Source organism: Nocardioides ginsengisoli (assembly GCF_039537225.1).
Classification (GTDB): domain Bacteria; phylum Actinomycetota; class Actinomycetes; order Propionibacteriales; family Nocardioidaceae; genus Nocardioides; species Nocardioides ginsengisoli.
In genome coordinates this window covers 116084-137272 of record NZ_BAABAC010000018.1, presented here as the reverse complement: position 1 = coordinate 137272, position 21189 = coordinate 116084, and the positions used below count along the sequence as shown (strand labels likewise).

Here is a 21189-nt window from a genome sequence, read left to right as displayed (position 1 = left end):
ATCTGTCTAGCAACTTGCCCGACTCAGACGACGATCGCCTCCGGCACCGACGCGCCCGGGAGCCGGCGCTCGGCGTCGGTCAACCAGGCCAGCTGCTCGAGCCGCTCGAGGATCGTGTGCAGCAGGTCGGCGCTGGTCGGGTCGGCGGCGTCGACCTCGTCGTGGACGCGGCGGACGGTGCCGGTCACGGCGTACAGCGACGCGACGATCGCGTCGATCGCCTCACCCGTGTCGACCTCGCCGCGCGGGAAGGCCGGGAGGCTGGACTGGGCGGCGGTGCGGGCCGACGTGCCGTCGGGGACGACGTAGAGCGCGCGCATCCGCTCGGCCACGTCGTCGGTGAAGGTGCGGGCGGCGGCGACGATCTCGTCGAGCTGGAGGTGCAGGTCGCGGAAGTTGGCGCCCACGGCGTTCCAGTGCGCCTGCTTGCCCTGGAGGGCGAGGTCGTTGAGGTCGACGAGGACCTGCTGGAGGTTCGCGGCGAGCTGCTCGTCGGCGCGGAAGGCCGGGTGGGAGACGTGCTGACGGGTGCGGTGCTGGGTCGCGGTGGTCATGCGACCACCGTGCCACCTTTTCTTGAATGATTCCAGGAAAGCGAGCCTAGCCTTCCCCGCTGCTCCGGCCGGAGCGCCCCGAGAGCCTGTGCCGCGCGACCGTCCCCACGATCGGAGCGCGCGGCACAGGCCCGTCTCTTCCCCCGGATCCCCCCGGCTCAATCCTCCTCAGCGCACCCGTTTCGCCGCGCTCACCCGGACCGCCGTCGTGCAGCCCGGCCGCGATCCGGTCACCCGGACGGCGATCCGCTTGCCGCGGTCCTTGCGCCCGACTCGGTACGACGCCCTCGTGGCGCCCTTGATCGCCTTGCCGTTGCGCAGCCACTGGTAGGTGAGCGTCACCGGCGCCGGCCCCCAGGTCCCGGCCACCGCCCGCAGTCGCCGGCCGGTCCTGGCCGTGCCGGTGACCCGCGGCGTCGGCGCGCTCAGCGTCCCCACGCCGACCAGCACCTCGGCGCTGGTCCGCTCGGCGCTCGCGTAGCCGGTGCGCGACCCGGTCACCCGGACGCTCAGCCGGTGGCCGAGGTCCGCCGCCCCGGGCGTGTACGACGCCGCGGTGGCGCCGTCGATCGCCGTGCCGTCGCGCAGCCAGCGGTAGCCGAGGCTCACCGTCCCGGGCCCCCACGACCCGGGCTTCGCGACGAGCGGCCGGCCGACCTGCGCCGGCCCCGGCAGGGTCGGCGTCGCGGGCGTGAGCTCGCCGGTGGCGATGGTGAACGTGACGGTGGCGTAGTTCGACTTCTGCCAGGCGTCGTCGCGGACCGCGTAGGCGACGGTGTCGACGCCGGTGAAGTCGGCGTCCGGGGTGTAGACGAGCGAGCCGTCGTTGTTGTGCGCCAGCATGCCGTGCGACGGGAAGCCCCAGTCGGTGGCCTCGACGGGGAGACCCTCCGGGTCGGTGTCGTTGGCGAGCACGCCCTCGGCCGCCGAGACGTGCAGCGGGACGCCGGGCACCGCGTCGTACGCATCGTCGACGGCGACCGGCGCGTCGTTGACGACCTCGATCGTGATGGTCGCGGAGCCGCTCACGGCGTTCTGCGGGTCCTTGGCGGTGTAGGTGATCGTCTCGGTGCCGTGCCAGCCGGCCTGCGGCTGGTAGGTGAAGGCGCCGGTGGCGTCGTCGAAGACGGTGAACGTGCCGTGCTGCGGCGTCCCGTGCGACGCGATCTGGAGAGCCTGCTTCTCGAAGTCGGTGTCATTGGCCAGCGGCCCCTGCGCGGCGCTCACGGTCAGCGGCTTGCCCTGGTGCACCTGGTAGCCGTCGGCGTTGGCGACCGGCGCCTGGTTGACGCCCGTCGGGACGACGGTGACGGCCACGTTCGCCCATCCGCTGTCGTTGCCGTCGGGGTCGCGCAGGCGGTAGATGATCGTGTCGGGCCCGCTGTAGCCGGGATTCGGCGTGTAGGTGATCGTCTTCGCCGCATAGCTGGCGAGCGCGGTGCCGTGGCCGCCACCGAGCACGCTGACGACGACGTACGACGAGTCGGGGTCGGAGTCGTTGGCGGTCAGCGTCGAGAACGGGATCACCGTCGCGGTGTCCTGCGCGACCTGGAGGGCGTCGTCGACCGCCACCGGCGGCAGCGACTTCACGCTCAGGCTGACGGTGGCGAAGGGCGTCTCGTTGCCCTCGGAGTCGGTCACCCGGTAGGTGAACGAGTCGGCGCCGACATACCCCGGCTGCGGCGTGTAGGTGAACGCGCCGGTGTAGTTGTCGAGCCCCGTGAGCGTGCCGTGGGCGGGGTCGGTGTGCCCGTTGACCTGGAGGTACGCCGAGTCGGCGTCGGAGTCGTTGGCGAGCAGACCGTTGGCCTTGGTCGTCGTCAGGCTGCCGCCCTTGGGGACGTCGTAGGCGTCCGGCTTGGCGACCGGCAGCTTCTGCGGGCCCTGGTCGGTCATCGTGATCGTGTAGACCTGCTGGGTCGTGTTCACCCCGTCGCTGGCGAGGTAGGTGAACCGGCGGGTGCCGACGAAGCCCGTCGGCGGCGTGTAGACGTAGGCCTTGGTGCCGTACGCAGGAGCGCCCAGGAAGTCCTCGCCGGGCAGGAAGGCCCCGTTCTCGGGCATCGTCTGCGACTGGGTCGTGATCGGAGCGCCCTCCGGATCGAGGTCGTTGGCCGTGAGCTGGCCCTGCAGGTTCGAGAAGATCAGCTTGAGACCCTTGCCGGTCGCGAAGGACTCGGTCTGCGTGACGACCGCCGCATTCCCCTGCCGGCCGACGGTGACGACGATCTTCTGCGGGTTGCTCACGTTGACGCCGTCGGTCAGCTTGTAGGAGATGGTGAGCGGGCCCTCGTAGGTGCCGGGCTTGAGCGTGAACGCGCACGTCGAGCTCAGGTAGGTGAAGGTGACGTCGGTCGCCGCGACCGAGTCGACGGTGATCGGACCGCCCTGCGGGTCGGTGGCTCCGGCGCAGAGGTTGCCGGTCAGCGTGGTGCCGTACGTCGTGCTGAAGTACTGGGTCGGCACGGTCGGCGCCGCCGCGGGATCGGCGTGCGCGGCGCCGGGGACGAGCGCGACGAGGGTGGCCGCGAATCCGGTCAGGACGGCGGCGACGAGTGAGGGTGGGGACATGGCTCCACCCTCGGGCGCGGGGATGCGCGGGCGGATGGGCAAGCGCTGCTCAACCGGGTGCTCAGGTAAAGAATCGGCGATTACTCAGGTCGGGCGGACGATTGCTCACCGATGCGGCCCAGCCCCCGGTCGACCGCCCTAGACTCCCCGCATGCCCGGACCGTGGCCTCTTCTCGGGAGGGAACGCGAGCTCGACGCCGCACTCTCGGCCCTGTCCGGCCCGGCGCGCGTGGTCACCGTCCACGGAGCGACCGGCGTCGGGAAGTCCCGCTTCCTGGCGGAGATCGCGGCCCGTGCGAGCGCCCAGGGCGACCACGTCGTCGAGGTCGTCGGCAGCGCGATCCTCGCCGTGGTGCCACTGGGCGCGCTGTCGGCCCAGCTACCCGGCCTCAGCCCGTACGACGGCGCACCCGCCGATCCCGCCCGCCTCTTCGCCGACGCGGCCGCCGCCCTCGCGCACGCGGCCGCCGGCCGGTCGACGGTCCTCGTGGTCGACGACGCGACCCTGCTCGACTCGACGTCCCTGCTGCTCGTCGCCCAGCTCGCCGCGGCCGGACGGCTGCGCCTGGTCGTCTCCCTGCGCGCCGGAGACCCGCTGCCCGACCCGCTGGTCGCGACCTGGAGCGCCGCCCGCGACGTACGCGTCGACCTCGAGCCGCTCACCCCGGCCACCACGATGGCGGTGCTGGAAGGCGCGCTGAACGGCCCGGTCGCGCACCGCACCGCGGCCACGCTGCATGCCGCGAGCGGCGGCAACCCGCTCTACCTGCGCGAGCTGGTGCTCGGCGCTCTCGCCGACGAGACGCTGCACGCGAGCACGGACATGTGGCAGCTCGCCGGCGACGCGCGCGCGACACCGACGCTGCGCGACCTGGTGCTCGCCCGGCTCGCGCCGCTCGGGCCCGAGGCGCGCGACGCGCTGGAGCGGCTCGCGGTGTGCGGCGAGCTGCGTCCCGACCAGCTCCCCGGCGACGGCGTACGACGGGCGCTCGCGGCGCTCGAGGAGGCGGGGCTGGTGCGGGTCGGCGAGCGGGGCGTGGCGCCCGCGCAGCCGGTCTACGCGACCGTGCTCGTGCAGGCGATGTCGCGGCTGCGGGTCGAGGACATCCTCACCGAGCAGGCCGCGCTGCTGGCCGAGCGCGCGGGCGGGACACCGCAGGCCCTGCTCGTCACCATGTGGCAGCTAGAGGCGGGGATCGGCGCCGATCCGGAGCTGATCGTCGCGGCCGCGCGCTACGCCGCCGGCACCGGCGACCACCTGCTCGTGATCCGGCTGACCGATGCCGGTCTGCGCACTGCCCCCGGCGACGGCGAGTTGCTGCTGCTCCGCGCCGACGCGCTGCTGCGGGCGGGACGGTCCGACGAGGCGCTCAGCACGCTGGAGCGGCTGACCGGCGAGGGCACGCCGGGCGTGCGCCTGACCCGACTGGTCGCGGTCGCCCAGCTCACCGGACGCGGGCCGATCGCGGCGCTCGACGTCCTCGACCGCGCGGCGAGCAGGGCCAGCCGCCCGAGCCCCGCGCTCGAGCTCACCCGGATCGCGGCGCTGGTCTCGGCGGGCCGCCCCGCGGAGGCCGTGGAGGTTGCGGACCGGCTCGCCGCGCTGCTCGGCGACACCGAGCAGGACCGGGCCCGCATCGCCCACGCCCGCGCCATCGCGCTCGGCTGCCTGGGCCGCGAGGACGAGGCGATGGCTGCCGCGGAGACCGCGGTCGCCTTCGCCGAGGCGACCGACGGCCAGGTGCTCGGGCTGTTCCGCAGCGAGACCAGCCTGACGTTGGCGACCGTGCAGCACCTCGCCGGTCGGTACGGCGCCGCACGGGCCACCGCCGTGCGCGCGCTCACCGAGGCGGCCGACGGCGGCGACGAGATCCTCGGCCGCTCCATCGAGTTCCTGCTCGGCCGGATCGCGTCCGACGCCGGGCATCTCGCGGCAGCCGAGCGCTGGCTGGCCGAGACGATCAGCGGCGCGACGTCGGTCGGGCCGCCGGGGCTCGCCGTCCTGGCCCGGCTGAGCCTGACCGCCGTGCACGGCGCGACCGGCGCGCTCGACAAGGCCCGCGCGACCTTGGCGGAGATCCCCGCGGAGCTGGTGCCGTCGTCCTGGCTGGCGCTCGCGCGGGGCTGGGCCGAGGGCGGCGCCGACGCGGCCGGGATCCTGCGCCACATCGAGGAGGCGGCGGGCAAGGCGGAGGCCGGCGGCAACCTGGCGCTCGCCGCGACGTCCTGGGAGGCCGCGATCGAGCTCGACCGGGCTGACGCGGCCGTCGTCCCGCTCCGGCGGATCGCGGACGGCGCGGCCAGCGGCTACCTCGACCTGCTGGCCGACCATGCGGCCGCCGCCGCTGCGGGCGATCACACCCGGCTGCTGGAGATCTGCGAGCGGTGGGAGGAGCGCGACGGGCTCCGGCTCGCCGCCGCGGCCGCCGCCGGCGCCGCGCGGGCCCTGAAGGGCGCACGGGCCGCGACCGCCGCATGGGCGCGCGCCGACAAGCTGGTCCGACGCTGCGACGGCCTCGACGTGCCCGTCGTCCGCTCCGCCGAGGCGACCAGTCCACTCACCCCGCGCGAGCGCGAGATCGCCGCGCTGGCGGCAGGAGGCGCGACCAGCAAGGAGATCGCGGCCCAGCTGTTCCTGTCGTCGCGGACCGTCGACAACCACCTGCAGTCGGTCTACACCAAGCTCGGCGTCAGCGGCCGCCAGGAGCTGGCGGGCAGCTGAGCTCGACGACGTCCGCCCGGCGCGTCTCGAGGAAGGCCCGCACCGTGGCGAGCGTCGCCCCCTCGACGCCGAGGTCGTGCAGGGTGAGCACCAGATGCTCGACGACCGCGTCGAAGGCGGCATCGGTGATGCCGAGCCCGGCGTGGGCGTCGGCGAGTCCGCGGCCGCCGAACAGCTCGGGGCCACCCAGCGCGTGGCCGAGGAAGGCGCGCTGATGGGCCTTGAGCCGGGCCAGGTCGACGTCGCCGAACCAGCCGCCGAGGTCGGGATCGTCCAGCACCCGCTGGTAGAACACCGCGACCGCGGCCCTCACCCCGCCGGATCCGCCGACGGCGTCGTACGCGCTCATGGCGAGGACGCTAGCGGCGCCCGGCCGGGTCTCGCCTGAGCAACGCCTACTCAGATCCTCCGTCGCACCCGGCATCTCCGCTCGGAAAGCGCCCGAAGGACGACAGTGGTGCCGGGTGAGACCAGGAGATCAGGCCGGGACGACGTCCGGCGAGCCCAGGAACACCGGCAGCGCCTCGACGCCGTAGACCGCCGAGAGCTTGCGGAAGTCGAGGTCGGAGATGTCGGCGGCCATGGCCAGGTCGGGGAAGCGCTCGGCGAGCATCCGCAGCGCGGTCCGCAGCTCCATCCGCGCCAGCTCGGCGCCGACGCAGCGGTGCATGCCCCAGCCGAACGCCAGGTGGCGGGTGGGCTCGCGGGTCGGGTCGAAGGTGTCGAGCCCCGGCGCCAGCGCGGGGTCGCGGTTGGCGGCGAGCAGCGAGACGCCGACGGCGTCGCCGGCCTTGATGGTCACGCCGCCGACCTCGACGTCCTGCTTGGCGAAGCGCAGGAAGGCGAGCTGGACGACGCACAGGTGGCGCAGCAGCTCCTCGACGACCTGGTTGACCTGCTCGGCGTTCTCGGAGCGGAGCATCCGGCCGGCCTCGGGCGTGGTGGCGATCAGGTAGGCGCCGAGCGCGAGCATGCTGGCCGACGTCTCGTAGCCGCCGAGGAAGACGCCGTCGGCGATGCCGCCGAGGGTGACGTCGTCGAGCTCGTCGCCGTGCTCCTTGAGCAGCGCACCGATCAGGCCGTCGCCCGGGTTGTCGCGCTGCTCGCGCACCGCGTTGATGAGGAACTCGCGGGTGTGGGCGGCCGCGCCGAACGCGCCGGCACCGCCCTCGGAGAGGTCGAAGCGGGCAACGCCGAGCTCGAGGAAGCGCTTGCGGTCGTCGACCGGCAGGCCGAGCAAGTCGCAGATCACGTCGAACGGGACGGCGAACGCGAACTCCTGCACCATGTCGACGGCCTTGCCGTCGCGGCCCGCGGCCTCCATCGCGTCGAGGCGCTGGCGCACGATCGACTCGATGCCCGGCTGCAGGCGGGCGAGCCGGCGCATCGTGAACTCGGGCGTGAGGTACTTGCGCAGCTGGGTGTGCAGCGGCGGGTCGGTCATGCCGAGGCCGCCGATCTGCTCCTCCTCGGAGCGGCCCTCCTGCGACACGAACTGGCCGAGATCGTTGGACCACAGCTCGGCGCCGCCGGACAGCACCTCGCGCGACTCCTCGTAGCCCGACACCAGCCACACGCCCTTGCCGAACAGGTCGGCGAGCTTCTTGACCGGCGTCTCCGCCTGGACCTGGGCCATCGCGGGCAGCGGGTCGAGGCCGTCCCGCTTGAGCGGGAGGGTCATCGAGTCGGGGAGGAAGCGCAGCTTCCGCAGGTCGATGCCGTTGCGCATGGTCCGGTTGAGCAGCCAGATGCCGACGCGCTGCTTGACCGTGCCCAGCATCGGGCCGAGAAGGGGGAGCCGCATGGGCGTATTCCATCAGACGAGACGCCCAGGACACATCAGGAGTGACCCTGATCGCGTCCCTGAGGGACCGGGGCCGGTTCCGGGCTAGCCTGAGCGGGTGCCTGACACAGCAGTGGAATGGGACCGGTACGACGCCGTGCTCTTCGACCTCGACGGCGTGGTCACGCCGACGGCCGAGGTGCACATGCACGCCTGGGAGGCGATGTTCACCGCCTTCCTGACGGAGCGCTCGGCGCACGACGGCACGGTGTACCCGCCGTACACCGAGCGCGACTACTTCGAGTACGTCGACGGCAAGCCCCGCTACGACGGCGTGCGCGCCGTGCTCGCGTCGCGCGGCATCACACTGCCGGAGGGCAGTCCCGACGACCCACCGACCGCGGAGACCGTCATGGGCCTGGGCAATCGCAAGAACGAGGCGTTCACGACGATCCTCGAGACCGACGGCGTGGTCGCCTATCCCGGCTCGGTCACGCTGATCGAGGAGCTGCACCGCCGCGGCAAGAAGCTGGCGGTCGTGTCGTCCTCGCGCAATGCCCCCGCGGTGATCGCCGCGGCCGGGCTGACCGGCGACTTCGACTTCGTGATGCACGGCGGCCTCGCAGCCGAGCTGCACCTGCCCGGCAAGCCGGCGCCCGACACGTTCGGCCATGCGGCCGAGGAGCTGGGCGCGACCAACGAGCGGTCCGTCGTACTCGAGGACGCGATCAACGGCGTCGCCGCCGGACGCGCGGGCCACTTCGGGCTGGTGATCGGCGTCGACCGCGGCGCCGGCGCGGACGCGCTGCGCGGGGCCGGCGCCGACGTGGTCGTCGGCGACCTCGCCGAGCTCGTCGCGGGGAGCCGCGGGTGAACGCGCCCGACGGCGGCCCGGGCCCCTCGCACGTCGCGCCGCCGGTCGAGGACCCGCTCGACCGCACCCGGTTCCCGGTCGACGAGTGGCGGCTGGTCGAGACCCGGTTCGACATGTCCGACCGCGGCACGATGGAGTCCCTGTTCACGGTCGGCAACGGCTATCTCGGCCTGCGCGGCAACAACTCCGAGAGCCGCGACGCGCACGTCGACGGCACCTACATCAACGGCTTCCACGAGACCTGGCCGATCTCCCACGCCGAGGAGGCGTACGGCTTCGCGCGGGTGGGGCAGACGATCGTCAACGTGCCGGACCCGAAGGTGATCCGGCTCTACGTCGACGACGAGCCGCTGCAGGTGTCGGTCGCCGACCTGCTCGAGTACGAGCGCGCACTCGACTTCCGCACCGGCGTGCTCAGCCGCGACCTGCTGTGGCGCACCCCCGGCGGCAAGCGAGTCCGTATCCGCAGCTCGCGGATGGTGCCGCTGGGGCAGCGCCATCTCGCCGTCCTCACCTTCGAGGTGACCCTCCTCGACCACCCGGCGTCGCTGTCGATCTCGTCGCAGCTGGTGAACCGGCAGGACGAGCACCTCGAGTCGCCGCCCGGCGTGGGCCCGAGCGCCGGGCTCCCCGTCGACAACGGCGGGGTCAACGGCAAGAACGGCGCCGATCCCCGCAAGGCCGAGGCGTTCGAGCGGCGCGTCCTCGCGCCACGCATCCACGGCGCCGACCCCGAGACCGGGCGGATCAAGCTCGGCTACCGGACCGTCGACAGCGGGATGACGATCGGCGTCGTCGCCGACCACACACTGGAGACGGCGTCGAACCACTCGATGACGGTGCACTCCGAGGACGACCTGGCGAAGGTGATCTACCGGATCGCGGCCGAGCCCGGCATCCCCGTCCGGCTGACCAAGCTGGTCTCCTTCCACACCGCGACGAAGGTCCCGCCGCGCGAGCTGATCGACCGCTGCGAGCGGACGCTCGACCGCACCCGCGAGGAGGGCGTGGCCCAGCAGTACGCCGCGCAGAAAGCCTGGCTGGCGGAGTTCTGGGCGCGCGCCGACGTCGAGATCCCCGGCCAGCCCGCCCTGCAGCAGGCGGTGCGGTGGAACCTCTTCGCGGTGCTGCAGGCCTCCGCCCGCGCGGAGGGGCAGGGCATCGCGGCCAAGGGGGTGAGCGGCTCCGGCTACGGCGGCCACTACTTCTGGGACACCGAGATCTACGTGATGCCCTTCCTCACCTACACGATGCCGTGGGCCGCACGGAACGCGCTGCGCTTCCGCTACTCGCTGCTCGCCAGCGCCCGCGAGCGCGCCCGCGAGCTGTCGCAGAAGGGCGCGCTCTTCCCGTGGCGCACCATCAACGGACACGAGGCGTCGGCCTACTACGCGGCCGGGACGGCGCAGTATCACATCGACGCCGACATCGCGTACGCGCTGAGCCAGTACGTCGGCGCGACCGGCGACGAGGAGTTCCTGGCCCGCGAGGCGGTCGACATCTTCGTCGAGACCGCCCGTCTGTGGGCCGATCTGGGCTTCTGGCGCGACGAGTCGCGGCGTACCTTCCACATCCACGGCGTCACCGGGCCCGACGAGTACACGACCGTCGTCAACGACAACCTCTACACGAACGTGCTCGCGCGCTTCAACCTGCGCCGTGCGGCCCGCGCCGTCTGGGAGCTGCAGCGCGACGACCCGAAGGCCTACGACGCACTGGTGCGCCGCACCGGCCTGACCGCCGACGAGCCCGACGAGTGGGCCGAGTGCGCGCAGGGCATGTCGATCCCGTACGACGAGTTCCTCGGCATCCACCCGCAGGACGCGCACTTCCTCGAGCGCGAGATGTGGGACCTGGAGAACACGCCGCTGGAGAAGCGGCCGCTGCTGCTCAACTACCACCCGCTGGTGATCTACCGGTTCCAGGTGCTCAAGCAGGCCGACGTCGTCCTCGCGCTCTTCTTGCAGGGCGAGGAGTTCACGGCCGAGCAGAAGAAGGCCGACTTCGACTACTACGACCCGATCACCACCGGCGACTCGACGCTGTCGGCGGTGATGCAGTCGATCATGGCCGCCGAGGTGGGCTATGCCGACCTGGCGCTGCGCTACTTCATGTCCGCGCTCTTCGTCGACCTCGACGACCGCCACAACAACACCGCCGAAGGCATCCACGTCGCCTCCACCGGCGGCGCCTGGACCGCTCTCGTCTGCGGCTTCGGCGGCTTCCGCGACATCGGCTCGGCGGCCGGCGACCAGCAGTGGCAGTTCGACCCGCGGCTGCCGTCGGAGTGGTCGTCGCTCGTCTACCGGGTGACCCTGCACGGCACGCGGCTGCGCGTCACGGTGCGGCCCGACGAGCTGGAGCTGTACGTCGAGCACGGCGTCCGCCCGGTCACCGTGTCGGTGCGAGGCACCGCGGTCACGGTCGCTCCGGGGGCGCCGGCGGTCGTCGCGCTGAAGCACCAGGGGCCGCGGCTCGAGGGCGAGCCGCCGTACCCGGCGGGGATCCAGCGGGCCGACGGGACGGTGATCTCGGCGATCGTGCCGTCCGGCGACTGAGGCGGCGCGAGCTCAGGCGCTGAAGACGGTCGGCGCCATCCAGTCGGCGAGCCACGACACCGGCGCGCCTCGCGGCCCGACCTCGCGCAGCTCGCGGGCCGCGAGCTCGAGCAGGAGCAGTCGCGCCACGCACGACGCCTCGGGAACAACGCGTCCGTGCCAGCGCCCGAGCAGGCGCGGCGCCTCGGCCACGAGCGCCGTGCCGGCGTCGGGCGAGCGGCTGTCGCCGCGCAGCTCGATCAGCCGGTGGTGCAATGCGTCGAAGCCCACCGGCCGGTTGGCGCGATAGCGGTCCCAGCCCCACGCCAGCACCGACCCGCCGGGACCGGCGGCCAGGGTCCGCGAGGACCAGGCGCCGTGGCAGCCGCCGCGGGGCAGCGCGTCGAGGTCGTAGCGCTCGGCGAGCCGGTCGAGGGTCGCGAGCAGCTGGTCGGCGAAGCCGGTGTGCTCCAGCTCGCGCAGCTCGCCGCGCAGCCCGTCGGCGTAGGACCTGCCGAGCTCGGCCGGCGACGCCAGCGCGACGATCGACCGCTCGGCCGCCCGCCGCTCCCGCGCCCCGGGGGCGCGCACCGGCCCCGCCGCCGTCCGCCACTCCTGAACCAGCAGCGGCCGCCCGTGCCAGGTCGTCAGCGCCGCCACCTCCGGCACGACGAGACGGTCGGCCCGGCTGCTCAGCGCCGCGAGGACGGAGGCCTCGGCCAGGATGCTCGCGGAGGTCGCGTCGTCGACGCCCCACCGCGCCAGCGCGACCGGGCTCCCGGCGGGCGCGGCGCCGGCCGGCACGCGGTCGCGGACCTGGAGCAGCAGGCCGCCGTACGGGATGGCGGTGAGGTGCGGCGTCAGCCGGACCGCCCGGCCGAGCGCGTGCCCGACCAGCTCGGTCAGCTCGCTCAGCCCGCTCACCGCGGTGGTCATTGCGCGTCTCTGCTCGATCATGTGCCCTCCCCTGGCCCCACCAGCGTCCCCGGCGGATTCCAGGGTCCGCGAGGCCGGGCCGCTTCGGGGCGGATCGGCCGCGCTTTCCCCAGAATTCGGGATGGGGCCTACCCCGGTGACGGCAATGTCACACCGCCGGACGTGAGATCCGCGTCCCGGACCTTCGCGGACGGGCGTCTACTGGACCGGTGACCTCGACCGCCGCCCCGCAGCGCGCGGGCGGCCGCACGGTCACCCCCGCCCGTCGCTGGGCGATGCTCGCGGTCAGCACCGGCGGCCAGGCGGCGACCGCGGCGATGGTCGTGGCGCCGTCCTTCCTCATCCCCGAGCTGCACCGCCCGGTGGCCGAGGGCGGGCACGGGATGTCCCTGCCCGCGGCGGGTCTCGTGGCGTCGGCCGCGATGGTGGGGCTGATGTGCACCCTGGTGCTGTGGGGGATGCTCGTCGACCGGCGTGGCGAGCGGTTCGCGCTGATCAGCGGGCTGGCGATCACGGCCGCCGGCGGTGCGGCGGGCACGCTCACCGACCGGCCGGTGCTGCTGGCCGCGGCCTTCCTCGTCGCCGGTGCGGGCGCGGCGGCGACCAACTCGGCGTCCGGGCGCGTGGTGGTGGGCTGGTTCCCGCCGGAGCGGCGCGGCGTCGCGATGGGCATCCGGCAGACCGGGCAGCCACTCGGGGTGGGGCTCGCGGCGGCGACGGTGGCCGCCCTCGCCCACCGGTACGGCGTCGGCCCGGCGCTGTGGGTCCCCACCGGCGCGACGGTGGTCGCGGGCGTCCTGGTGGCCCTCGTCGTCCTCGACCCGCCGCGGCCGCCGCACCACGAGGCCCAGGCGGCCGCCAACCCCTACCGCGCGGACACCTTCCTCGCCCGCGTCCACGGCGCCTCGATGCTGCTCGTCGTCCCGCAGTTCGCGGTCTGGACGTTCGGCCTGACCTGGCTCGTCGAGGACCTCGGCTGGTCGCCCGGCCGCGCCGGACTGATCGTGGCGCTCACCCAGGTCGCCGGCGCCGCGGCGCGGATCGCGGCCGGCTGGGTGTCCGACCTGCTCGGCAGCCGGATGCGGCCGATGCGGGCGGTCGCCGTCCTCGCCGCGGCGACGATGGGGCTGCTCGGGCTCACCGCCGCGACCCATCTGGCGCCGCTCGCCGTCCTCTTCCTGGTCGTCGCGTCGGCGGTCACCGTCGCCGACAACGGCCTGGCGTTCACCGCCGTCGCCGAGCGCGCCGGCCCGTTCTGGTCCGGGCGGGCGCTGGGCCTGCAGAACACCGGCCAGCACCTGGTCGCCGCCGTCGTCCCGCCCCTCGCGGGCCTCACCATCACGCTCTGGGGCTACGGCGCCACCTTCGCGCTGGCCGGCCTGCTGCCGCTGCTCGCGATCACGCTCGTCCCGGTCGCGGGCGAGCGCTCGGTGTCCTAGAAGTCGTAGTCGACGACGACCGGCGCGTGGTCGCTGAGCCGGACGCCGTCGTGCTCGCGGTCGACGACCGCCACCACCGCCGCGCGGGCCAGCGCCGGCGTCGCGAGGTGGTAGTCGATCCGCCAGCCCGCGTCGCGCTCGTAGGCGCGGCCGAGCCAGCTCCACCACGAGTACGGCCCCTCGACGTCCGGGTGCAGTCGCCGCACCACGTCGACCAGCGTGCGAGGGGAGAGCTGGGCGGCGATCCACTCCCGCTCCTCGGGGAGGAAGCCCTCGACCTGGTTGCTGCGTCGCCAGTTGGCGACGTCGAGGCGGGTGTGGGCCACATTGAGGTCGCCGGTGAGGAGGAACTCCCGGCCCTCGGCGGCCGCCCGGCGCCGGGCCGCGCCGAGGTGGCGGGCGAAGCCGGCGAGGAAGGCCATCTTGCGCTCGTACTTCGCGCCGCCGTCGGGCGCCTCGCGCATCCGCTTGGGGTCTTGGAGGTGCGCGGGCAGGCCGCCCTTGGGCAGGTAGAGGCTGGCCACCGTCACCGGGGCGTCGGCGAGGTCGACCTCGACGTACCGGCCCTCGGTCGCGTGGGTGCGCAGCGCTCGCGGCAGCGGCCGGTCGGGGTCGGCGACCGACCAGGTCCGGACCGCCAGCGGCGGCACCTTGGTCAGGACGGCGACGCCGTTGCGCCCCGCGAGCTGCCCCGCGTCGTAGGCGGACTCGTAGTCGCCGAAGGCGTCGTCGGGCAGCTGGTCGACCGGGCAGCGGACCTCCTGCAGGGTGACCACGTCGCAGCCGCGGGTCGCCAGCCAGTCGCCGAAGCCCCGCCGGTGGGCGGCCCGGATGCCGTTGACGTTGACGGTCGCGATGCGCAGCACCGCTGCATGTTAAGGAGTCAGGGCGCTCCACCGGTCGAGCAGGTCGGCCTCACGCTCGAGCGTGATCCCGCCGATCCGCGCGGCCGGGTCGGCCTCGAGCCAGCCGCGGGTGTCGTGCGTGGTGTCGGCGACCGGCCGCAGCTCGAGTCCCGCGGCGATCGCAGGCCCGGCGTCGTGCGCGAGCATGCCGTCGTAGGCCGGGCGGGGCAGCCACAGCGGGATGCTGTCGGGCCCCGACCACGGCTCGACGCCCTCCGCCTCGAGGAAGGCGTGGTCGACCCACACCAGGCGCGCGTGCGGCAGGCACAGCGCCAGCAGGTCGCCGATCGGGAGCGGCTCGCCGACCGCGTCGAAGACGCCGCCGGTCCGCTCCTCCGCGAGGGTCACGATCCACGCCGCGAGGTCGCGGACGTCGATGACCTGGACCACGTCGTCCGGCCGCCCCGGGGCGAGCACGTCGCCGGTCGCCTCCGAGCGCCGCGCCCAATAGGCGAACCGTCCGCTCGGGTCGCCGGGCCCCACGATCAGGCCCGGTCGTACGACGGCCGCGCCCGGCACCGCGTCGAGGACCAGCCGCTCGCAGGCGACCTTCATCCCGCCGTAGGCGTCGACGCTCGCCGTCGGGTCGACGTCGTCGTCGATCGCCTCGCGCAGCCGGCCGACGCCGGGGCCGGCCGGGTCGGTGTCGTCGGCGTAGACCGACACGGTGGACACGAACACCCAGTGCGCGTCCGGGACGGCGGCCAGCGCGCGGCGCACGTGGGAGGGTGTGCGCGACACGTCGACCACGGCGTCGTACGGCTCGCCGTCGGTGAGCTCGTCGGGCGCCGGCTCCGACCGGTCCCACCGCAGGGTCGTCACGCCGGGTGGGATGGCGCCGGACTGCCCCCGGTTGGCGCACACGACCTGGTGGCCGCGACGGGCCGCCTCGGCCGCGACCGCGCGGGACAGGAACCGGTTACCGCCGAGCACCAGGATTCGCATCGCCCCATCTCACCCGGAGATCGGGCCGAGGACAAGCACGACGCTCAGAGGAACTGCGTCGGGTCGAACTCGTCGATCGGGATGATCCGGACGCGCGGCAGCCGCTCGTTGAACGCGTTGACGTCGTACTCGAGGTCGAAGAACTCCAGCCCGCGGGTGGTCAGCTGCGCGAACTGGCTGTTGCGGAACTCGGTGAAGCCGACCAGCCCGACCCGCCGCCCGTCGAGGACGCCCTCGACCTGCTCGACGAAGTCGCCGTCGTTGCTGACCAGCACCACGTCGTCGTCCCGCTCGCGGATCGCCTCCAGCGTGCGCTGGATGGCGATGTCGACGACCTTCTGGTTGGCGCCGCCGGACAGGGGCACCGGCCGGAAGCCGATCGCGAGCAGCGCCTGCACGAACGACATCGGCAGCTCGCTGTTGGCGGCGAGGAAGAACAGGCCGTTGGTCTGCTGGCCCCAACGCCGCTCCACGAACTGCAGCAGCCGCTCCCAGCGCGGCCGCTCCTCGGGGCGGGGACGGCGTCCGAGGATGGACGTCCCCAGGGTGGCGTCGATGTTCTCCCCGTCGACGAGGACGTGGGTGGTGCGCGCGGTCTCGCCCATGGGAGGAGGCTAGGGCATGGTCCGGGCGGCGGCGGGACCCGCGTGTAACTCGGTGTCCGTGTAACCACCACGGCGCTGTGACCGGTAACGACACCGTGGTGGATGACGCTCCACCGTGGTGGATCGCCCTTCACCGTGGTGGATGACGCTCGACCGTGGCAGGTGACGCTCGACCGTGGTGGATCCCGTAACACCGAGTTACAAGGCCGGCCCACCGCCCGCGCCGCCGCCCGCACCCCGCACCGCAGGGAACAAAATCGCCCCGCAGACGTTGAGGATGGACATGTCCACCATCGACCTCACCGCCGGCAACTTCGAGCAGACGGTCCTCGACAACGAGATCGTGTTCGTCGACTTCTGGGCGTCGTGGTGCGGCCCGTGCCGCAACTTCGCCCCGATCTACGAGGCGGCCTCCGAGTCGCACGGCGACCTGGTCTTCGCCTCGGTCAACACCGAGGAGGAGCAGCAGCTCGCCGCGGCCGCGCGGGTGACGTCGATCCCCACGCTGATGGCGTTCAAGCAGGGAGCCCTGGTGTTCTCCCAGGCGGGTGCGCTGCCGGCGCCCGCGCTCGAGCAGGTCATCGCCGCGGTCCGCGAGTTCGACGTCGAGGCCGCCAAGGCGGCCGAGAAGTGAGCGAGCTGGTCTTCGGGCTCGACACCTTCGGAGACGTCACGCTCGACCCGGCGACGGGCGAGCGGCTGGCGCACCCGGAGGTGATCCGCAATATCGTCGAGCAGGCCGTGCTGGCCGACCAGGTGGGCGTCGACGTGTTCGGCATCGGCGAGCACCACCGCGACGACTTCGCGGTCACCAGCCCCGAGATGGTGCTGGCGACGATCGCGGCGCGCACCGAGCGGATCAAGCTCGGTACGGCGGTCACGGTGCTCAGCTCCGACGACCCGGTGCGCCTCTACGAGCGCTTCGCGACGCTCGACGCGCTGTCGGACGGCCGGGCCGAGATCACCATGGGCCGCGGCTCGTTCACCGAGTCGTTCCCGCTCTTCGGCTACGACATGGCCCACTACGACCAGCTCTTCAGCGAGAAGATCGACCTCTGGGCCGCCCTCCAGGGCGAGCAGCCGGTCACGTGGAGCCGCGGCGAGCTGCGTCCGCCGCTGCGCGACGCCCGGGTCTTCCCGACCACCGAGCGCGGCTCGATCCCGACGTGGATCGGCGTGGGCGGCTCGCCCGAGTCCGTCGTCCGGGCGGCCAACTACGGCTTCCCGCTGGCGATCGCGATCATCGGCGGCGAGCCCGCTCGGTTCGCGCCGTTCACCGACCTCTACCGGCGCGCGCTGGCGGAGTTCCAGCAGCCGGCGCTGCCGATCGCCGTCCACTCGCCGGGCTTCGTCGCCGACACCGACGACGAGGCGCGCGAGCAGATGTACCCGCACTTCCAGGAGAGCCGCAACCGGATCGGCGCCGAGCGCGGCTGGGGCCCCGGCACCCGCGCGCAGTACGACGCCGAGGTCGACCACGGAGCCCTCTTCGTCGGGTCCCCCGAGACCGTCGCGCGCAAGATCGCCGGCGCCGTCCGGGCGCTCGGCATCCAGCGCTTCGACCTGAAGTACAGCAACGGCGCGATGCCGCACCCGCAGCTGCTGCGCAGCATCGAGCTCTACGGCACCCAGGTGGTGCCGCGGGTCCGCGAGCTGCTCGCGGCGGAGCCGGTCACCGTCTGACGTCGACGGCGCGGAAGAGGTCGACGAGGACGTCGACCAGCCGGTCGCGCTCGACCTCGATGTCGCCCTGCAGGACGGCGGCGGGGACGGCGTCCGCTGGACGCGCGTACGACGGGCCGAGCTGCGGGTCTACCTGGGGCTGATCCGGCTCGCTCGCCGTACCCTCCCGCCCCGGCTGCTGCTCGACCCGGTCGCCTACAACCGCTGCCGCTACCGCTACGAGCAGACTGCGCGCGCTACGAGAAGCCGCAGCTGACCTCGTTCGCGGCGCAGTAGTGCCGCGAGCACAAAGCGCCCCGCGGGCTCTGTCTCCCGTGACAAGCACCGGCACGCCGTCCGACCTGAGACTCGGACGCATGAACGACGCCCTTCAGCTGCTCCCGATCTTCGCGTTCATGCTGATCCCCGTGTGGATCCCGCTGATCGCGGTGGCCTGCGGCGCGCTCCACGACGCGGTCACCTCGCCCCGTCAGGCCTTGCGGTCCTCGGCTCCCCGCGGCAGGAACTGCGCGGTGAACGCCGGCCACGCCTCGGTGATCAGCTCCTCCATGTCGAGGTAGGTCGCCCGTCGCACGTACGGCTTGGCCAGCTCGGTGTCGAGCACCTTGAGCAGGAACCGGCGCAGCTCGGCGTCCAGTCCCGCGACCTTGCGCAGCATCGCGCCGCGGCGGGTGTCGGTCTTGAGCTCGAGCCCGATCTGGTCCTCGGTCGGCGTGATCAGCTCGAGGCGCAGCCTGAGCGGCGCCTCGGTGTGCACGACCAGCACCAGCGGTACGACGACCTCCGCGTTGAACGTCAGCCGGTCCAGCGGCAGGTCGAGGTCGAAGACGACGCTGATCGGCAGGTCGATCGCGTAGGTCAGCAGCTCGCCCGGCACCAGCTCGCCGGTGGTCGGCCGGTAGGTGCCGACGAAGCTGACGCTCGCGAACGCACGCCCCGGCCCGGCGCCGATCGGGCCCAGCGCGATCTGGTCGCCGAGGACCTGGTCGATGGTGTGCAGGATGCGGTCCTTGTGGAGCACCCGGTGGATCCAGCTGACGCCGAACTCCTCGTACGACGTCGTCACCGGCTCCCTCAGCTCGGTATCCACGGCGCCCTCCCCCACGTAGTCACCCCGAAACCCGCTCCGGGACTGGCGATTCTCGTACACCCCAACGACGCCCCGCCTCCCGGGTCCCGCTGTCGGCGCCATCGGTCATGATGGGCGCATGCCGACCGACCCCACCGTGCACCCCGCCGACAGTCACGAGCAGATCCGCGTGCAGGGCGCCCGCGAGAACAACCTCAAGGACGTCAGCGTCGAGATCCCCAAGCGACGGCTGACCGTCTTCACCGGCGTGTCCGGTTCGGGCAAGAGCTCGCTGGTGTTCGGCACCATCGCCGCCGAGTCGCAGCGGATGATCAACGAGACCTACAGCACCTTCGTGCAGGGCTTCATGCCGTCGCTGGCCCGGCCCGAGGTCGACGTACTCGAGGGCATCACCACCGCGATCCTCGTCGACCAGGAGCGGATGGGTGCCAACGCACGGTCGACGGTCGGCACGGCCACCGACGCCAACGCCATGCTGCGGGTGCTGTTCAGCCGGATCGGCGACCCGTTCATCGGCCCGCCGACGGCCTTCGCCTTCAACGTGCCGACCCGCAAGGCCAGCGGCGTGATGCAGACCGAGAAGGCCGGCGGCCGGGTCGAGAAGAACGTCGTGCGCCAGGCGATCTACCTCGGCGGCATGTGCGCCGAGTGCGAGGGCCGCGGCACCGTCTCCGACCTCGACCTCACCCAGATCTACGACGAGTCCAAGTCGCTGGTCGACGGCGCGATCCTGGTGCCGGGCTACACCGCCGACGGCTGGATGGTCGCCGCGTTCAAGGCCGTGCTGCCGCCCGAGAAGCCGATCGCGACGTACACCAAGCGCGAGCTCGACGACTTCCTCTATGCCGAGCCGCGCAAGGTCAAGGTCGACAAGATCAACGTGACCTACGAGGGGCTGATCCCGAAGATCCGCAAGTCGATGTTCAGCAAGGACGTCGACTCGCTGCAGCCGCACATCAAGTCCTTCGTCGAGCGGGCGGCCGTCTTCGCGGCGTGCTCGGCCTGCGGCGGCACCCGGCTCAACGAGGCGGCGCGCTCCTCGAAGATCCAGGGCCGGAGCATCGCCGACGTCTGTGCCATGCAGATCACCGACGCGGCCGAGTGGGTCCGCTCGATCGACGACGCCTCGGTGGCGCCGCTCAAGCGCAACCTGCTGCACCTGTTCGACTCGTTCGTCGAGATCGGCCTCGGCTACCTCTCCCTCGACCGCCCCGCCGGCACGCTGTCCGGCGGCGAGGCGCAGCGCACCAAGATGATCCGCCACCTCGGCTCGGCGCTCACCGACGTCACCTACGTCTTCGACGAGCCCACCATCGGCCTCCACCCCCACGACATCGCGCGGATGAACCAGCTGCTGCTCGAGCTGCGCGACAAGGGCAACACCGTCCTCGTCGTCGAGCACAAGCCCGAGACCATCGCCATCGCCGACCATGTCGTCGACCTCGGCCCGGGCGCCGGCACCGGCGGCGGCACGGTCTGCTTCGAGGGCGACGTCGCGGGGCTGCGCGCCTCCAACACCCTCACCGGGCGCCACCTCGCCTACCGCGCCTCCCTCAAGGAGTCGGTGCGGACGCCGTCCGGGATGATCGAGGTGCGCGGCGCCGCCACCCACAACCTGCGCGACGTCGACGTCGACGTCCCGCTCGGCGTGCTGTGCGTCGTCACCGGCGTCGCCGGCTCGGGCAAGAGCTCGCTGATCCACGGTTCGATCGCCCCGCAGGACGACGTCGTGGTCATCGACCAGGGCGCGATCAAGGGCTCGCGGCGGAGCAACCCGGCCACCTACACCGGGCTGCTCGAGCCGATCCGCAAGGCGTTCGCGAAGGCCAACGGCGTCAAGCCCGCGCTCTTCAGCGCCAACTCCGAGGGTGCCTGCGCGAGCTGCAACGGCAACGGGATGATCTACACCGAGCTCGGCTTCATGGAGACGGTCGCGACGCTGTGCGACGAGTGCGGCGGCAAGCGGTTCCAGGCCGCGGTGCTCGAGCTGACCTTCGGCGGGCTCAACATCGCCGAGGTGTTCGACCTCCCGGTCGCCGAGGCGCACGCCTTCTTCGCCTCCGGCGACGCCAAGACCCCCGCCGCCGCGTCGATCCTGCAGCGGATGGAGGACGTCGGCCTCGGCTACCTCAAGCTCGGCCAGCCGCTCAACACGCTCTCCGGCGGCGAGCGGCAGCGGCTCAAGCTCGCCATGCGGATGGGCGACAAGGGCGGCGTCTACGTCCTCGACGAGCCGACCACCGGCCTCCACCTCGCCGACGTCGACAACCTGCTCCGTCTGCTCGACCGACTGGTCGACGCCGGCAAGTCGGTGATCGTCATCGAGCACCACCAGGCCGTCATGGCCCACGCCGACTGGATCATCGACCTCGGGCCGGGCGCCGGCCACGACGGCGGCACGGTGGTGTTCGAGGGCACGCCGGCCGACCTGGTCGCGTCGAAGGCAACCGTGACCGGCGAGCACCTCGCGGCGTACGTCGGGGGCTGAGGGCGTGTCGGAATCCCCGCTTCAGCGGGGATTCCTGCACTTCCTGCCCGTTGCAAC

The 21189-nt window shown here is 72.9% G+C and carries 16 protein-coding genes; 7 read left to right on the top strand and 9 right to left on the bottom strand.

Translation table 11 applies throughout. The features are described from left to right. Positions 1–23 precede the first annotated feature (23 nt). Positions 24–554: a Dps family protein gene (locus AB4880_RS10110; RefSeq protein WP_367919095.1), complete on the bottom strand. Its 531-nt coding sequence runs from the start codon at positions 552–554 to the stop codon at positions 24–26. Positions 555–722: 168 nt separating this feature from the next. Continuing rightward, positions 723–3125 (bottom strand): cadherin-like domain-containing protein, encoded by a 2403-nt coding sequence (locus AB4880_RS10105; RefSeq protein ID WP_367919094.1) that lies wholly within the window; start codon positions 3123–3125, stop codon positions 723–725. 151 nt (positions 3126–3276) lie between these two features. On the opposite strand from AB4880_RS10105, the gene AB4880_RS10100 reads away from it, so the two are divergent. Continuing rightward, positions 3277–5847: a helix-turn-helix transcriptional regulator gene (locus tag AB4880_RS10100; RefSeq protein WP_367919093.1), complete on the top strand. Its 2571-nt coding sequence runs from the start codon at positions 3277–3279 to the stop codon at positions 5845–5847. On the opposite strand, the gene AB4880_RS10095 is transcribed toward AB4880_RS10100, so the two are convergent. Together AB4880_RS10095 and AB4880_RS10090 are read right to left on the bottom strand one after the other, a co-directional pair. After that, positions 5816–6196 carry a group I truncated hemoglobin gene (locus AB4880_RS10095; protein WP_367919092.1) on the bottom strand — a complete coding sequence of 127 codons (381 nt, stop codon included), beginning with the start codon at positions 6194–6196 and terminating at the stop codon, positions 5816–5818. The genes AB4880_RS10100 and AB4880_RS10095 overlap by 32 nt on opposite strands. A gap of 129 nt (positions 6197–6325) precedes the next feature. Next, the gene (locus AB4880_RS10090; RefSeq protein ID WP_367919091.1) at positions 6326–7651 is read right to left on the bottom strand and encodes a cytochrome P450; all 1326 of its coding nucleotides are present in this window, start codon (positions 7649–7651) and stop codon (positions 6326–6328) included. Between the two features lie 97 nt (positions 7652–7748). On the opposite strand from AB4880_RS10090, the gene AB4880_RS10085 reads away from it, so the two are divergent. Together AB4880_RS10085 and AB4880_RS10080 are read left to right on the top strand one after the other, a co-directional pair. After that, on the top strand, positions 7749–8504 hold the full coding sequence (locus AB4880_RS10085; RefSeq protein ID WP_367919090.1) for an HAD family hydrolase: 756 nt from the start codon (positions 7749–7751) through the stop codon (positions 8502–8504). Next, on the top strand, positions 8501–11062 hold the full coding sequence (locus AB4880_RS10080) for a glycoside hydrolase family 65 protein (protein WP_367919089.1): 2562 nt from the start codon (positions 8501–8503) through the stop codon (positions 11060–11062). Before AB4880_RS10085 ends, AB4880_RS10080 begins: the two co-directional genes overlap by 4 nt. 12 nt (positions 11063–11074) lie before the next feature. Here AB4880_RS10080 and AB4880_RS10075 read toward each other — a convergent pair whose 3' ends face one another. Then, a complete protein-coding gene (locus AB4880_RS10075; RefSeq protein ID WP_367919088.1) occupies positions 11075–11998 on the bottom strand; it encodes a hypothetical protein in 924 nt (307 codons plus the stop codon). Positions 11999–12186: 188 nt separating this feature from the next. Here AB4880_RS10075 and AB4880_RS10070 point away from each other — a divergent pair, with 188 nt between their 5' ends. Further along, on the top strand, positions 12187–13416 hold the full coding sequence (locus tag AB4880_RS10070) for an MFS transporter (protein WP_367919087.1): 1230 nt from the start codon (positions 12187–12189) through the stop codon (positions 13414–13416). On the opposite strand, the gene AB4880_RS10065 is transcribed toward AB4880_RS10070, so the two are convergent. Genes AB4880_RS10065 through AB4880_RS10055 form a run of 3 tightly spaced genes read right to left on the bottom strand, consistent with a single transcriptional unit; the run spans position 13413 to position 15871 of the window. Next, complete coding sequence (locus tag AB4880_RS10065) at positions 13413–14279, bottom strand: exodeoxyribonuclease III (RefSeq protein WP_367919137.1); 867 nt, start codon at positions 14277–14279, stop codon at positions 13413–13415. The genes AB4880_RS10070 and AB4880_RS10065 overlap by 4 nt on opposite strands. Positions 14280–14291: 12 nt before the next feature. Continuing rightward, complete coding sequence (locus AB4880_RS10060) at positions 14292–15266, bottom strand: NAD-dependent epimerase/dehydratase family protein (protein ID WP_367919086.1); 975 nt, start codon at positions 15264–15266, stop codon at positions 14292–14294. Between the two features lie 44 nt (positions 15267–15310). Continuing rightward, entirely contained in the window at positions 15311–15871 is a 561-nt protein-coding gene (locus tag AB4880_RS10055; protein ID WP_367919085.1) for an NYN domain-containing protein, read from the bottom strand. 283 nt (positions 15872–16154) lie between these two features. Between AB4880_RS10055 and trxA the strand changes: the two genes are divergently transcribed. Further along, a complete protein-coding gene (gene trxA, locus AB4880_RS10050) occupies positions 16155–16505 on the top strand; it encodes a thioredoxin (protein ID WP_367919084.1) in 351 nt (116 codons plus the stop codon). Continuing rightward, positions 16502–17554, top strand: coding sequence for an LLM class flavin-dependent oxidoreductase (locus tag AB4880_RS10045; protein WP_367919083.1), 1053 nt, complete (start codon positions 16502–16504; stop codon positions 17552–17554). The genes trxA and AB4880_RS10045 overlap by 4 nt, the downstream gene beginning before the upstream one ends. A 469-nt stretch (positions 17555–18023) precedes the next feature. Here AB4880_RS10045 and AB4880_RS10040 read toward each other — a convergent pair whose 3' ends face one another. After that, on the bottom strand, positions 18024–18644 hold the full coding sequence (locus AB4880_RS10040; RefSeq protein ID WP_367919082.1) for a hypothetical protein: 621 nt from the start codon (positions 18642–18644) through the stop codon (positions 18024–18026). A gap of 118 nt (positions 18645–18762) precedes the next feature. Here AB4880_RS10040 and AB4880_RS10035 point away from each other — a divergent pair, with 118 nt between their 5' ends. Continuing rightward, on the top strand, positions 18763–21132 hold the full coding sequence (locus AB4880_RS10035) for an ATP-binding cassette domain-containing protein (RefSeq protein WP_367919081.1): 2370 nt from the start codon (positions 18763–18765) through the stop codon (positions 21130–21132). Positions 21133–21189 lie beyond the last annotated feature (57 nt).

Excerpts from the sequence above, each read along its gene's own strand:
- AB4880_RS10035 (WP_367919081.1), top strand. The coding sequence starts at position 18,763 with ATGCCGACCGACCCCACCGTGCACCCCGCCGACAGTCACGAGCAGATC.
- AB4880_RS10090 (WP_367919091.1), bottom strand. The coding sequence starts at position 7,651 with ATGCGGCTCCCCCTTCTCGGCCCGATGCTGGGCACGGTCAAGCAGCGC.
- AB4880_RS10095 (WP_367919092.1), bottom strand. The coding sequence starts at position 6,196 with ATGAGCGCGTACGACGCCGTCGGCGGATCCGGCGGGGTGAGGGCCGCG.
- AB4880_RS10075 (WP_367919088.1), bottom strand. The coding sequence starts at position 11,998 with ATGATCGAGCAGAGACGCGCAATGACCACCGCGGTGAGCGGGCTGAGC.
- AB4880_RS10055 (WP_367919085.1), bottom strand. The coding sequence starts at position 15,871 with ATGGGCGAGACCGCGCGCACCACCCACGTCCTCGTCGACGGGGAGAAC.
- AB4880_RS10100 (WP_367919093.1), top strand. The coding sequence starts at position 3,277 with ATGCCCGGACCGTGGCCTCTTCTCGGGAGGGAACGCGAGCTCGACGCC.
- trxA (WP_367919084.1), top strand. The coding sequence starts at position 16,155 with ATGTCCACCATCGACCTCACCGCCGGCAACTTCGAGCAGACGGTCCTC.
- AB4880_RS10105 (WP_367919094.1), bottom strand. The coding sequence starts at position 3,125 with ATGTCCCCACCCTCACTCGTCGCCGCCGTCCTGACCGGATTCGCGGCC.
- AB4880_RS10060 (WP_367919086.1), bottom strand. The coding sequence starts at position 15,266 with ATGCGAATCCTGGTGCTCGGCGGTAACCGGTTCCTGTCCCGCGCGGTC.
- AB4880_RS10110 (WP_367919095.1), bottom strand. The coding sequence starts at position 554 with ATGACCACCGCGACCCAGCACCGCACCCGTCAGCACGTCTCCCACCCG.